The organism is Candidatus Borrelia undatumii, from assembly GCF_020882015.2.
In the GTDB taxonomy this organism is placed as follows: domain Bacteria; phylum Spirochaetota; class Spirochaetia; order Borreliales; family Borreliaceae; genus Borrelia.
The window spans coordinates 867,038-880,824 of the sequence record NZ_CP086555.2 but is presented as its reverse complement, the minus strand read 5'-3'; the positions used below and the strand labels follow the sequence as shown (position 1 = coordinate 880,824).

Genomic DNA, 13,787 nt, shown 5'->3' with positions numbered 1-13,787 from the left:
AGAATGGACGATCTTAAGCTTCCTATTTACAAATATAAAGACGAATTGATTCTACTGTTAAGGTCAAACAGCGTTTTGATAGTGGAAAGCCCAACGGGAAGTGGTAAAACAACACAAATACCAAGAATAATATACGAGGCGGGCTTTGCAAAGGTTGGCAGAATTGGTATAACTCAACCAAGAAGAATAGCAACTGTGTCAATAGCGGAGTATATTGCTAGACACATTGGGGTGGAACTTGGGGAAGAGGTAGGTTACAAGATAAGATTTCAGGATGTTGTAAGCCCTAAAACCAAAATTAAATTAATGACTGATGGTGTGCTCTTGCAAGAGCTTAAAAAAGACACCTTACTTTATGAATATGATGTAATCATAATAGATGAGGCACATGAGAGAAGTTTAAACATAGATTTTATATTAGGCCTTATTAAAGATATTTTAAGTAAAAGAAGTGATTTTAAGGTTATAATTTCGTCCGCTACAATAAATACGCAGATATTCTCAAATTACTTTAATAACGCCCCGATACTTAACATAGAAACGATTACTTATCCTGTACAGATAATCTACAACCCTCCTTTACTTAACACATCGAAGGGGATGATACTTAAAATCAAGGAAATAGTTGGCAACATAATTAAAGACAGACAAGAGGGTGACATACTTATTTTCTTATCTGGAGAAAAGGAAATAAAGGAAACAATAAAAGAACTCCATGACTTGAACTTAAAGAAAGACTTGATCATTTTGCCCTTGTACGGACGGATGGCAAAAGAAGCACAGGAACAAATCTTTATGCCCACACCCAAAAATAGAAGAAAAATCATAGTATCAACAAACATTGCAGAGACTTCGATTACGATTGAAAATATCAAAATAGTAATTGATAGCGGAAAAGTAAAAACAAACAAATTTCAGATGAAAACACATACTTACTCACTTCAGGAGGTACCAATTTCAAAATCATCTGCAACGCAGAGGGCAGGTAGAGCGGGGCGGCTTTCTAAGGGGACATGTTACAGATTATACAGAAGAGACGAGTATCAGTTGAGGGACGAATATCAAAAGGAAGAAATATATAGAACAGATCTATCTGAAGTAGTACTGAGGATGGCAGATATTGGAATTAAAAATTTCACAAAGTTTGACTTCATCTCAAGGCCTTCAATTAAATCTATTCAAACAGCAAGTGATATACTGAAGTCTTTGGATGCAATAAATAACAAAAATGAGCTTACAGAAATTGGGAAATATATGATTATATTCCCTTTAGTACCAATACATTCAAGGGCTTTAGTTGAGGCGATGATTAACTATCAGCAGGCCATATATCCAACTACAATTGGTTTGGCATTCCTATCTACAAGTGGAATCTTTTTATTACCTCAGGATAAAGAAATAGAGGCTAGGCAAGCTCATTTAAAATATAAAAACCCGTTGGGAGACTTAATAGGCTTTATTAAAATATTTGAAGACTATAAAAAAGCGTCTAATAAGGAAGACTTCGCTAAAGAGAATTATTTGGATTTACAAGGCCTTGAAGAAATTGTTAATGTACAAAAACAACTTGAAAATATTGTAAGTAGCTTTAACATTCCGATAATACGTAAACCTGAAATTGACAACGGTGAGGGCTATCTAAAATCTATAATGAGAGGTATGAAGGACTATATTTGCTTTAAAACTTCGAGGAATAAGTATAAAACAATAAAAGCGCAAAATGTAGTAATACATCCTGGATCACTTATTAACACAGACTCTGTGAGATACTTTGTTGCAGGTGAAATAATAGAAACGAGTAAAAGATATGCTAGGTCTATTGGAGTGCTTAAAAAAGAATGGATAGATGACGTTGGAGTTGATGAAAATATGCGAAAAAGCCATTCCCAGGAAAACAAAACTTTAAACAAAGCTCACAAGCCTTTACCAAAAAAAGAGGAGAAACCTTTAACAGAAAAAGAAGTCTTTATTGGAGGAAAGAAATTTAGCGTTCAGAATGAAAACAACATTCGCTACATAGAACTTAGCCTAGAGGAAGCTAGGGAGCTAGTATTAAAAGGCCTAACAAATGCAGAAGAACAAATGACTAAAAAAATTCATTTCAAATTAACACACAAAGATTTAATAATATTTAAAAGTAAAAAATTGATAGAAATAATCAACATAGTGGCCAATATGGGACCCGATTGGACCCTTGTGGAGAAGTACGAAAATACTAATGTTAACATTAATGAAGTTCTTCTTATTAAAGACATCCTAGAGCGCACCATGCATTTTGTTAAACATCCAAATAAAAAATCCGTACTCTTTTTATCACTCAGATATGATCACTCTGACAATTTTTGGTTGAAACCTCAAAAAAGCTTCATAATAGCAATTGAAGAATCAATGGATAGCATAAAAAGCCTCATCGATAACCAATCCCATATTAACAAACTTTCTACAATCAAAAAGACAATAAACAAAATCTATAAAAAACTTAATGTTTTTTTCTAAAAAAGACTAGCACATTCTTTATATTGGTTTACCCGTGAATAAGATATTGTAAACACTAGCATCACGTTTAAGATTAGACTAAACTTTACCTAGCAAAGGATACAAAACTAAGGAGAATAATATGATCAACGTAACGAAAAATTTACAAAACCTTGGAAAAGCAGTGCAAACCCCTGCAGCTGTCTTACCAATTGCTGGGATTTTACTTGGATTTGGATATTTAATAATAGAAGCTACGGATCCCTCCGGGCTCTTTAGGCAAATTGGAAAATTGATGGAACAATCAGGAGGAGCCATTCTTGGAAATTTACCAATACTATTTGCAATTGGAACTGGTATGGGTTTATCTAGAGATAATAAAGCTGCTGCTGCCCTTGGGGGAGCGGTTGGATACTTAATTCTGAATGCAGGCTTGGCTACATTTACAATAACAATTAACGGGAAATTAGAACCTGTCAACATGTCTGTATTGGGAGGTATCATTGCAGGTACAACTTCAGCCGCGCTCAGCGATAAAGTGGTAGACTGGAAAATCCCACAATTTTTAGGATTTTTCTCAGGCCAAAGATTAGTACCAATAACAAATGGATTACTTTCAGCATTACTTGCAGTAGTGTTTGGGTTTTTATGGGCACCTTTACAGATAGCAATTAATCAAGTCGGGAATTGGATGGTAGAAGCTGGTCATTTAGGTTTATTTGTATTCGGCTTCCTAAATAGATTACTAATAATAACAGGCCTACATCAACTCCTTAACACTTTGGTATATTTTGTATTTGGGGAATACACTGCACATGATGGAAGCATAGTTCAAGGAGAAATTACAAGATATTTAAATGGAGACCCAAATGCTGGAACATTTACAGCAGGGATGTATCCTATGATGTTATTTGGACTACCCGGTGCTTCTCTTGCCATGTATTTGACATCCAAAAAAGAGCGAAGAGGAGAAGTAGGGGGACTTCTACTCTCAGCATCGCTTACTGCATTCCTTACAGGAATTACAGAACCAGTAGAATATACGTTTATGTTAATAGCACCTTTACTCTACCTAATACATGCTGCCCTAACCGGCCTATCACTAATCATTACTAATATCTTCGGGGTGCACATAGCGTTCGCACTCTCAGCAGGCATAATAGACTATCTCTTAATGTTTCCAAAATCAACAAAAGCTCTCTTAATATTCCCAATAGGACTCGGTATTGGAATACTTTACTTTACTATTTTCCTAGCACTAATAAAAATATTTAAAATCAAAACACCCGGACGCGAAGATGATAATGAAGAAGAAATAGTATCCTACAAGCACTCAAATATCCTTGATGATGAAACCTTTGATTTAATTATTAAGGCACTTGGGGGTCTTGACAATATAAAAAATGTTGATTCATGCTTCACAAGGCTTCGAGTCGACGTGGAAAATCCCAAATTAATAAACAAAGATTTAATGAAAAATCTTGGAGCTAGCGGAACAATACTTGCATCAGGAAACCAAGCCCAGGTAATATTCGGAGCTAAATCTGAAAAAACCGCAACTTATATAAAGTCTAAACTTTAGGTTTTAAAAAGTAAGGATAGGGAGTCAACCTTTTACTTATAACTTCTTATTCTTACGAAAAAATTATATATCGTCTATAATAACCAGGATGAATAAAATCTCATTTAATCTTTCTTTAGCCCTCTTCCTAGTGTCCTCTCTTACGTCAAGTTATAGTACAGATGAAGAACAACTTGAAAAACTAAATAAACTATACATGCTTTATGACTTGAGTAATAATTTAGCAAAAGAATTTGAAGTGATAAATGAAATCAAGAATCTCAATTTAGAGCTATACCACTTACTTATGACAAAATACCTACTTAAAATAAAAAAATACGAAGAGGCTAGTCTTTTTTTTGAAAAAATAAAAGAATCAAAAAACAAAAAAATAACAAACGAAGTTATACTATTGAAACTTAGACTCAACGAAGACAAGATAGGAGAGAAAGAAATTAACGAAACTTTAGAAAAGTATCAAAAAATAGACGCAAAGGTGCTGTATCAATTATATCTTATTGCAAGAAAAAAAATCAAAGCAGTGTCTTTAAAGATTAAAAACGTAATTTTAACAAACTATCCTAAAAGCATTTATTCCTATAAAATAAAGGGAAATGAATAAAAAATTTTCGTATCTAACACTATTGATTCTATCGCTAGGTGCCCTGTATACATCAAAATTTCTCAACTCGAAAGAAGATACATCTAAATACGAAATAATTCAGGGCTCTTTTATGGAAAGCAACTATTTCATTGTCAAGGTTAAAAATAAAAATTTAAAGTTTATAATTTCAAAGCCTATCTTCGATAAAAAAATAAATAATTATTACTTTGAAGGACAAACAACAAGTCAATTTTTAGTTTCAAACGAAGTAGATATTGCAATTAACACCAGCCCATTTGGAATAAAAAAAAACGTGTTCTATCCTCGTGGATTATATATATACGAAAAAAAAATAATATCTAATCCAAGAAAAACCTACGGAGCAATTGTAATTAGGAACAACCAAATAATATTAAATCCTAAAATAGATGAAATAAAAACATCTGATTACGGATTTAGTGGCTTCTTCTCCTTAATCAAAAATGGAAAGTACACTAAAAATTTTAAAAAAAACAAACATCCAAGAACGATAATAGGGACTGACCAAGGAGATAAACATCTATATCTAATAACAATCGAGGGACGAGGCATTAACAAAAGCAAGGGAATTTCCTTAAACGATGCAATAGAATTATCCTTGCAATATGGCATTACCAATTCCATTAACCTAGATGGAGGTGGTTCAAGCACGCTCGTCATAAGATCAAACAACTCACCACACAAACTCAACGCAACACCTAATCTCTTCGGGCAAGAGAGAGTAGTACCATTTCACCTAGGTATCAAGCTACCTAATTGAGAAACTTCCAACCAATATTAACCCCAAGCGTAATTTCCGTTGTCAAGGAAGAATAACCAACAGAGGTAGAAGTTGGCGAAATCGCAAGCATCAACAAAGGCCTGACGTAGAGCCCCCTAACCTCAGGTATAGAAAGGTCTGTAGCAAGTCCTAAAGATAAAAAAAACAGGTCTTGCTTCGCATGACTCAAATCAACTGCATACTTGACCCCAAGAAGAGGAAATAATACCCTAACATATTCTTTAAAAACAATTGGATAAATCCCGTAAAGCTCAATACCAAAATATCTGCTGTTATTTTCAGCCACAAAAGCGTCCTTATAAGACATATTAAAAATGAAATAGTTAGCATCAAAAAATAAATTCAAATTTATTCCGTTATCTACTCTATTAGAATTTTGTGCAAATTTATTTGCATCGCTTTTAATGGTATAATTGGTAAATTGGTAAGAAAAACCTCCCCCAAAAGACAATGGATAGGCTAACAAATTGTTAAAACAAAAAAATAACAACAAGCACACATACTTTTTCATTAATGTTCCTTAAACTTCATAAAAGTATTATATTATATACAACTGTATATCAAGTAAGTTATACAATAAATTAATGAGATTATGAAAAAACAATTATTTTGCGCGGTCTGCATGATGCTCTTGTCGTGTAGTAAAAGGCTGGAGGTTTCATTGGTAGAAGACTTCAAGCTACCCAAAAGTAGCATTTTAGGCTTCTCAAAAAAAGTAGGAATAGTTGTAAAGGACTATGCTCTCTTAACTAGCGAAATCAAAAAGAGCAGTACTGATTATGACTACTTGACAATAATTAAAAAGGACGAAACAGTACGAATTGAAAAAATAATGCACTCGACAGAAAAATACGGACTCAAGGGAAATTGGATACTAGTAAGCTACAAAGGGAAAACGGGCTACATCTTCAGCGGAGACATAAACATAATAGACAACATAATAATTGACTGAAACAACCTACTACCGGAATACCATCCAGGCGAAATACCGTTCCAACATTATTTATTCTTCTTCTTGTGTCTATTCTTTCTCCTCTTCTTCTTTCTCTTATGTGTAGATATTTTCTTCAGTTTTCTTTTTCTTCCACAAGGCACGGCCCCAAATCTCCTTACTAACCAAAATTAATCAAAAATTAAACTCAGAATACTCCCCAAATCATCCTCCGGATGATACCACAAAACACCAGGAATCTTACCAAAAAAAGTCATTTGCCTCTTTACATATGAAAACGAATTCCTAATCACCAAGTTTATTATATCATTTAACATGTAATAGGGTCTACTTTTCCATAACAAAAACTCACGATACCCTATTCCCTTAAAGGCCGGAGTTGACTCATTGTATCCCTTTCCCAACAACCTTTTAATTTCTTCAAGTAATCCACAATCAATCATATTATTAACTCTATCCACTATTCTAGCCCTAATCTCCTCCAAAGGTCTTTTTAAACCAATAAGCAAAATATTTTCAAGCCTCTCCCCCCTTTGTAAAAACTGACTAATAGGAATACCTGTTTGATAATAAACCTCAAGAGATCTTTTAATTCTATAAATATCATTTTCATTTATTGTAATATATCTTTTAAAGTCCACCTTTTTAAGTTTCTCCAGTAGATAATTCTTCCCCTTAACCCTTAAAAGATCTTCCACGTAATGTCTTATCTCAGAAGAAATAGCTGGAGTGCTAGGTAGCCCACATTGTAAATGTTTAAAATAAAACACAGACCCACCTACAAATATAGGAAGCTTTAATTGCTCTTTCAATTTTTTTATTATTTTCAATGATTCTTTATAAAAAATTCCAAGGGTATATTCTCTAACCGGATCCAAGAAATCCACTAAATGATGCCTTATGTGAGTCCTCAATTGCATGCTCGGCTTACAAGAAGCAACATCGAACTCCTTATACACTTGAATGGAATCAACATTAATCACCTCGGCCACGCCTTGAGGAAAATTGAATAGAATATCACTCTTACCCACAGCCGTAGGTCCAAATATAAAAACTATCTTATCTCTCTTCAATTGAATACGTAAACTTACCAGTTAAAATATCATTAAAAGCTTGCCCCACCACCTTTTCATCAGAAACGGCATGCTCCACTATAGAAATTTTATCAATAATCTGCTCTGTACGCATTATGACAGCCGTAACAAGCTCATAATAATTACCATCAAAATCCTGTATCTTCTTCAAAGGCACTTTCATCCTCTAAAGCCTCCTTATTTTATTTTATTTTCTAGATCAAACCCCTCTTTTCTATTTCACCCCTTATTAACTCAAAAACTCTACTTGCAGACTTATCTGTTGAATCAACTATCAAGTCGGCCACACACGAATAATTATCAATATCCACATTATACAGCGACAAGTACCTTTTTGAATCATTAAAATCCCTACTAAAAGTAGCACTTAAAATATCAGAGTATATCCCACCCTCTCTATTAATTATCCTCTCTGCCCTGACCTCTATTTTAGCATAAAGATATATTTTCAAATCAGCATTATCTGAAAGCCAAATTGCAAGACGAGAGGCAAGAACCGTATTATCCTCTTTCGAAAATTCCAATAACTTATTATCAAGATATCCATCCCAATAATAATCAGTTCTACCAACGACTTCCTTCTCATAAAATAAATCAAAGGGCATGCCTTTTTCTCTGGCTATGTCATGAAAGGTATAATTAATAAGTTTTAACCCATAATGCCTTGCAAGCATCCCACTAACAGTCGTATTTCCACAACCACTCTTACCAGACACAGCTATTCTCACTCAATATTCCTTATCTGTTCTTTTATTTTTTCCAAATTTAATTTCATATTTAAAACCAAATTTCTAACATCAAGATCAATCGCTTTACTACTCATTGTTGTAATTTCTCTTTGCATCTCCTGAGCAATAAATTCCAAAACTTTGCCACACATCTCATTTTCAAGGTTTTTATAAAAATTATCTATGTGTGAATATAGTCTAACTATTTCCTCATTAATATCTAGCCGAATAGCCATTTTCGCCGCTTCTTCTGCAATATTGACATCACTAAAATCGTCCATTAATTTCAATAAATTTTCCTTTAGTCTTAAGAAAAGCTTATTATTCATGCTACTTTGAGACTTTTTCAAAAAGTCCAAATCACCCCGTAACAAAAAAAGAGTTGAAATTATATCCTGTTTTGTGTTTTCACCTTCAAAGATCCTACTCTTATCATAACTAAGTAAAACCTCTTCCAATACACTCTTAAAAGCCCCATAAATCATTTCTTGCTTTTCAACGCCACTCCCACCCTCATCAACAATCAAAGCTCCTCTGAAAGACAAAAAATCAGCAAGACTTACCTCATCATTAATCTTTAAATTACAATCTAATAAGCTATCTTTAAGGCGAATCATAGCCTCAATATAGTTAGGGTTTAAAACAAAGTCAATTGTCGGAACTAGTTCTTTATACCCCACAGTTAGAAAGACATTCCCCCTACTAACATAGCTTGAAATGAGCTTCCTTATCTCAAATTCATAAGCACATAAAATCTCAGGCAATTTAAACTTAAAATCCAAAAATTTACCATTATAAGATTTCAAATTAACACTAAACATATAATTAGCCACGATTTTTTCTAAATGAAAAAACCCAGTCATGCTTTTCATCAAAAACTACCTTCACAAGAGGTCATGCAGAATAAAATTATTACCAGCCCCCATGGTAATAAATAAATCATTTTCCTCCAATAAACCCCTTATAAATTCAACAGAATCAATCACATCTTTAAAAAAATAAACATTTGGATTTAAATCCTTAAGAGCCAAAAATAATTTCCCAGAAAGTTCATCGGGATCAAGATCCTCTCTAACCGAAAGATATATATTATGCAAAATCAGTATGTCAACACCAGTTAAAGCCTTAACAAAATCATTAAAAAGAACTTCTGTCCTTGTAACTGTATGTGGCATAAAATCCAAAACAATTCGCCTGTCCTTATAAAAACTCTTAAGTCCTAAAAGCGTGTTTTCAATCTCCTTTGGATGATGTGCGTAATCATCAAGGTATACAACTCCATTCTTACTTTTAATAAATTCTATCCTTCTTTTTATTCCCATATATTCTTTAGCTATCATCTTTATTTTCTCTTCAAAGTTAGAGATCAATTTTTCTTTTTTTTCTAGAGTTAGTTTTAAAGCTAAAAAAGCAGATGCAAAATTTAAAACATTATGAGTCAGAGGAGTCTTTATCATAATATCGGAAATTCCCAAAAAATCAAACCTTAAAAACTCATCCATCACCCCAAGGTTTTGAATCTTAAAATCAGCTAAAGAATTAATACCAAAGCTAAAAATTCGAATATCCTTCCTTACAATCTTATCTTTAAGTTTAATTAAATTAAACTCATCAGAATTTATGATTAACATTCCATTCTGCTTCAAATTATTAATATACTTTAAGAAAACGATTTCAACTGCTTCATAGTTTGAAAAAAAATCGACATGTTCGTAGTCGATATTGGTTAAGACAATGACATCCGGATAAAAATGTAAAAAATGATTCCTGTACTCACAAGTCTCTGCAATAAGTATATTGCTCTTTCCAACAAGACTAGACCTATCTCCAAAATCCTTAACACTTGCGCCAAGGATCACATTAGGTTCAAGACCTAATCCATTAAACAATATACCCAAGAATGCTGCTGTAGTAGTCTTACCATGGGAACCTGCAACTCCGATACTATAATATCTTTTTGATATCTCTCCAAGAAATTCAGGATAGGATAGAACGGGAATTCCAAGTTCACAAGCCTCTTGTAAAACTAACAACTGATCCTTGTCATAAGCGGGCGAATATATCAAAGCATCATACGACTTCTTATTTTCTTTTAATGAAAACTCATAAATATTTTCATAATAAGTTATGCGATTACTGTCAAGTAGATCATCTGTATAAAACTTAGAAGGAACATCAACCCCCTCCACCAACCCTCCTTTAGAATGCAAAAAGCAAGCAAGAGAACAAAGACCAGAACCCTTAATTCCCACTAAAAAGAATCTGCCTAAATTATTCAAATCAAGCTTCATTAATTTCTTCTAACTCACCTTTGTCATAAAATTTATGTATGATAACATCAACGGTAGACATATTAATTACAGTGTATTTTAGTACATTTGCCATAATGTAGTTCCTGAGCATTTCTGCATTGTTAAGTAGGTTGTTCCCAAGAGGAATATCTAGAAAAAGCTTAAAAGAATAACTTCCCTTATTTTTTTTAATCTTTAAATCATAAACAACATAACTTCTATCATATTCAGACACACAGTGTTCAATAATTTGCCGTACGGCACTCTTAGAAACAGACAAAACCCCCTCTTCATGGAAATGGGGTCTCACAATAGAACGAATATAGTTCTTTTTCCTGGAAAAAAACCATTTACTTTTAAAAAAAACTCGAATGGAATCTAATAATAGGCTTGGTTTAACAGATGTTATCTCAAAAGCTGCTGCTGGAACAACATGTTCCCCCATTTGCCTTGAAATTCTAGCCTTTTCCATTTCCTGTCTAGTAGAAACATCTGTTATATAAATAATCTTAAAAGGGCTAGGCAAAAAAAGTCTGGCCACTATTTTATCTATCATTCGAATACTTGTTCCCAATATCAGTATCCTATGAAAATCCTCCCTACGTAGAACTTCAACAACCTCATTTCTATGAAGATCATCCTCAAAAACAGAACGCCTTATTGCATTAAACACATTATCCTCAAATTTGGCAGAACTACCCGCAATAATCTTCATATTCTTTATCAGGACACCATCATCAACTATTAAAGGAATAGCATATTTATCTGCTATTAAGTGAGATCTAAAACTTTTCCCAGTACCAGCTGCTCCTACCAAAGCATAAACCCTTATCTTAACAAACTTATGCCTAATAGCAACCGATAAACCCCTAACAGTATTTAAGATATTACCAAATACGAATCCACTAAATAAACTCTTTAAACCCATACACACCAAAAACGTCAACTATCTGCTGCAAAAAATCCGAACTAGGCTCAACAAAAAATTCATCTTTTAAAAATAATGACTCACTAAATTCTATCAAAAAAGAATGTAAAAAGTAATTAGCTTTTCTGTATTTAGAATGATACTTTTTATCACCGACCAAAGCATGATTGTTAAAAGCACACTGCGCTCTTATTTGATGGGTAAAGCCAGTCTCTATTGAAATTTCAGCAAGAGTAAAAAATTTGGAAATTAAAATTGGTTTAACATGAGTTACAGCATTTACTTTATCCGCTTTTTCGAGCACCAAAGTTTTTCTTGCAACCTTATCTCTATACAAAAAATTTCTATAAACTACAGCCATTTTAACCTCACCTTCTAGCAAGGCTACATACTTTTTAATAACGGTACCACTACTAAACGCACTGCTTAAAATCCTTGCAGAACTCACATTTTTTGCAAAAATAATAATCCCTGAAGTATTTCTATCAATTCTATGCACAGCCGAGGGTTTAAAACTAATAGATTTAAGATTTTCATTTAAGAGATAAAAATTAACCAAAGTATCAAGCGAATTATCTCCATGAACCAAAACCCCCCTCCTCTTATTAATTACAAGCAAATCCTCATCCTCATAAATAATTCTTTCCCTAACCTCCTTTGTTACCGCACTTTCTTCAATCTTGGCCACTCCCAAATCAGCACTTAATTTTTGCATCAAAGGCTTGTATAAATAGATCTCATCACCCTGAAAAACTCTATGGGAAAAAGGAACTTTTGATTTATTTAAAAGGATATCTCCATTTCTAATATGCTTCATTATCCTAGATTTAGGAAATTTCAAAAACTTTATTAATACCGAATCCAATCTCTTCCCATTATCATTCTTAAGAACCTCGACAATGCTATATTTTTGAGAATTTAAGGATCTCATACTATTAAATACTACTATATCGCCTACAAACAAAATTAACTATCAAAAATGAAAGCACAGAGATAGCGAATGAAGGAACAACAGGATGAAAAGAATAAATATCAACTTCACAAAAAATTATGATTAAGTAACTTAAAAGCCCTGAAAACTGAGAAACAAAAGCCGAGACTTTACTTACAAACTTGAAGTAAAGCCCAAAAACAATAACAGAAAAAAATGAAACTTCTAAAGCTCCAATTGCAAAAATATTTATAAAAAGCAAAAAATCAGGTGGTTTTAGAGAGAAAAAAACTATTACTACAATAAAGCAAACATTAGAAACGGTGATAAATAAATTGATCTTGGCTTTATCTTCTATTTTTTTGCTTAACGTCATCGCTGCCTTTACCCAAATCGATGAGATGAAAAGAAAACCCGTGTCTATTGTAGACATTATTGCCGATAGAAGCCCTATGAAAAACAAGAGAAAGACCCCAGGACTTAACACCTCTAATGCTACGCCTACGATAACCTTATCATTTGGTTCAAAATTAGGAAAAATAATAAGAGAAAAAAACCCTATTAAATGCATAATGAGAACTAAAAATCCTATTAAAAAAGTAGCAATAGGGAGGGCCAGTCTAATATCTCTGCTATGTTTGAATGCTATAAAGTTGTTAACAAACTGTGGAAACCCCAATGTTCCAACTCCTGTTAATATCCAGAAAGAAACTATATACTCAATTTTTAAATCCGAATTTGAAGGCGAGAGTAAATTACTCTTAAGATTCAAGATTGATTCCTTGAAGATATTTTCAATCCCACCACCCAAATTAACTAATCTTAAAAATAAAATCACAGACGCTATGATCATAAAAGTTCCCTGAATTAAATCCGTATACGCTACCATTTTAAAGCCCCCTAGACAGACGTATAGGAAAACAAATAAAGAGAAAAAAATAAGAGAATCACGATAATCGACTTTTAAAAAAAACTCTAAAAGCTTAGCCCCCCCAATAAGTTGGGCTGAAATCAAGAATAAAGAGAAAAAAATTATTACAAAACTACTAACAAGTGCTAAAGAATTACTAGCATACCTATATCTAATGTAGTCGATAATATTTATTGCATTAATTTTCCTAGCTTCCGCATTCAATCTCTCTCCAACAATAGTAAACGAAATTATACCCGCAGGAATTTGAATAACCGCTAGGAAGATAAAAGACATTCCATACTTATAGACAGCCGAAGGCCCTGAAATAAAACTACTAGCACTAATATAACTAGAAGCAATAAACAGTGCCATTACAAAAAAATTTATACCCTGATTGGCAAGAAAATAATCACGTAAAAATAAAATCCCTTCTCTTTTTTTCTTAAAAAAAATGCCAAAAATACAGTAAAGAATTAAAAAAAAAGTAAAA

At 32.9% G+C, this 13,787-nt stretch carries 14 protein-coding genes; 5 read left to right on the top strand and 9 right to left on the bottom strand.

The genetic code is table 11. The features are described from left to right. The first annotated feature begins 3 nt into the window (after positions 1-3). The 4 genes from LKV13_RS04230 (at position 4) to LKV13_RS04215 (ending at position 5,439) form a co-directional block, all read left to right on the top strand. Positions 4-2,496, top strand: a complete 2,493-nt coding sequence (locus tag LKV13_RS04230) for an ATP-dependent RNA helicase (RefSeq protein ID WP_229089623.1) — start codon at positions 4-6, stop codon at positions 2,494-2,496. Between the two features lie 121 nt (positions 2,497-2,617). Continuing rightward, on the top strand, positions 2,618-4,057 hold the full coding sequence (locus LKV13_RS04225) for a PTS transporter subunit EIIC (protein WP_229089622.1): 1,440 nt from the start codon (positions 2,618-2,620) through the stop codon (positions 4,055-4,057). A gap of 88 nt (positions 4,058-4,145) precedes the next feature. Next, on the top strand, positions 4,146-4,658 hold the full coding sequence (locus tag LKV13_RS04220) for a hypothetical protein (protein WP_229089621.1): 513 nt from the start codon (positions 4,146-4,148) through the stop codon (positions 4,656-4,658). After that, a complete protein-coding gene (locus LKV13_RS04215; RefSeq protein ID WP_229089620.1) occupies positions 4,651-5,439 on the top strand; it encodes a phosphodiester glycosidase family protein in 789 nt (262 codons plus the stop codon). The genes LKV13_RS04220 and LKV13_RS04215 overlap by 8 nt, the downstream gene beginning before the upstream one ends. Here LKV13_RS04215 and LKV13_RS04210 read toward each other — a convergent pair. Beyond that, positions 5,432-5,971, bottom strand: coding sequence for a hypothetical protein (locus LKV13_RS04210; RefSeq protein WP_229089619.1), 540 nt, complete (start codon positions 5,969-5,971; stop codon positions 5,432-5,434). The two genes, LKV13_RS04215 and LKV13_RS04210, sit on opposite strands and share 8 nt — an antisense overlap. 81 nt (positions 5,972-6,052) lie before the next feature. Here LKV13_RS04210 and LKV13_RS04205 point away from each other — a divergent pair, with 81 nt between their 5' ends. Continuing rightward, entirely contained in the window at positions 6,053-6,412 is a 360-nt protein-coding gene (locus LKV13_RS04205) for a hypothetical protein (protein WP_229089618.1), read from the top strand. Between the two features lie 170 nt (positions 6,413-6,582). Here LKV13_RS04205 and miaA read toward each other — a convergent pair whose 3' ends face one another. Genes miaA through panF form a run of 8 tightly spaced genes read right to left on the bottom strand, consistent with a single transcriptional unit; the run spans position 6,583 to position 13,771 of the window. Then, entirely contained in the window at positions 6,583-7,485 is a 903-nt protein-coding gene (miaA, locus tag LKV13_RS04200) for a tRNA (adenosine(37)-N6)-dimethylallyltransferase MiaA (RefSeq protein WP_229089617.1), read from the bottom strand. Beyond that, positions 7,472-7,669: a DNA-directed RNA polymerase subunit omega gene (locus LKV13_RS04195; protein ID WP_229089616.1), complete on the bottom strand. Its 198-nt coding sequence runs from the start codon at positions 7,667-7,669 to the stop codon at positions 7,472-7,474. Before LKV13_RS04195 ends, miaA begins: the two co-directional genes overlap by 14 nt. A gap of 31 nt (positions 7,670-7,700) precedes the next feature. After that, on the bottom strand, positions 7,701-8,234 hold the full coding sequence (gene cmk / locus LKV13_RS04190; RefSeq protein WP_229089615.1) for a (d)CMP kinase: 534 nt from the start codon (positions 8,232-8,234) through the stop codon (positions 7,701-7,703). After that, entirely contained in the window at positions 8,231-9,106 is an 876-nt protein-coding gene (locus LKV13_RS04185) for a YicC/YloC family endoribonuclease (RefSeq protein WP_229089614.1), read from the bottom strand. Before LKV13_RS04185 ends, cmk begins: the two co-directional genes overlap by 4 nt. Before the next feature lie 12 nt (positions 9,107-9,118). Then, the gene (murC, locus tag LKV13_RS04180; protein ID WP_229089613.1) at positions 9,119-10,525 is read right to left on the bottom strand and encodes a UDP-N-acetylmuramate--L-alanine ligase; all 1,407 of its coding nucleotides are present in this window, start codon (positions 10,523-10,525) and stop codon (positions 9,119-9,121) included. Beyond that, entirely contained in the window at positions 10,515-11,453 is a 939-nt protein-coding gene (locus LKV13_RS04175; protein ID WP_229089612.1) for a P-loop NTPase family protein, read from the bottom strand. The genes murC and LKV13_RS04175 overlap by 11 nt, the downstream gene beginning before the upstream one ends. After that, complete coding sequence (locus tag LKV13_RS04170; protein ID WP_229089611.1) at positions 11,431-12,384, bottom strand: RluA family pseudouridine synthase; 954 nt, start codon at positions 12,382-12,384, stop codon at positions 11,431-11,433. The genes LKV13_RS04175 and LKV13_RS04170 overlap by 23 nt, the downstream gene beginning before the upstream one ends. Before the next feature lie 4 nt (positions 12,385-12,388). Further along, positions 12,389-13,771: a sodium/pantothenate symporter gene (gene panF, locus LKV13_RS04165; RefSeq protein WP_476390610.1), complete on the bottom strand. Its 1,383-nt coding sequence runs from the start codon at positions 13,769-13,771 to the stop codon at positions 12,389-12,391. Positions 13,772-13,787 lie beyond the last annotated feature (16 nt).

Bases quoted from the DNA above. Each gene is read 5' to 3' on its own strand.
- LKV13_RS04230 (WP_229089623.1), top strand. From the start codon at position 4: ATGGACGATCTTAAGCTTCCTATTTACAAATATAAAGACGAATTGATT.
- LKV13_RS04225 (WP_229089622.1), top strand. From the start codon at position 2,618: ATGATCAACGTAACGAAAAATTTACAAAACCTTGGAAAAGCAGTGCAA.
- LKV13_RS04220 (WP_229089621.1), top strand. From the start codon at position 4,146: ATGAATAAAATCTCATTTAATCTTTCTTTAGCCCTCTTCCTAGTGTCC.
- LKV13_RS04215 (WP_229089620.1), top strand. From the start codon at position 4,651: ATGAATAAAAAATTTTCGTATCTAACACTATTGATTCTATCGCTAGGT.
- LKV13_RS04210 (WP_229089619.1), bottom strand. From the start codon at position 5,971: ATGAAAAAGTATGTGTGCTTGTTGTTATTTTTTTGTTTTAACAATTTG.
- LKV13_RS04205 (WP_229089618.1), top strand. From the start codon at position 6,053: ATGAAAAAACAATTATTTTGCGCGGTCTGCATGATGCTCTTGTCGTGT.
- LKV13_RS04195 (WP_229089616.1), bottom strand. From the start codon at position 7,669: ATGAAAGTGCCTTTGAAGAAGATACAGGATTTTGATGGTAATTATTAT.
- LKV13_RS04185 (WP_229089614.1), bottom strand. From the start codon at position 9,106: ATGAAAAGCATGACTGGGTTTTTTCATTTAGAAAAAATCGTGGCTAAT.
- murC (WP_229089613.1), bottom strand. From the start codon at position 10,525: ATGAAGCTTGATTTGAATAATTTAGGCAGATTCTTTTTAGTGGGAATT.
- LKV13_RS04175 (WP_229089612.1), bottom strand. From the start codon at position 11,453: ATGGGTTTAAAGAGTTTATTTAGTGGATTCGTATTTGGTAATATCTTA.
- LKV13_RS04170 (WP_229089611.1), bottom strand. From the start codon at position 12,384: ATGAGATCCTTAAATTCTCAAAAATATAGCATTGTCGAGGTTCTTAAG.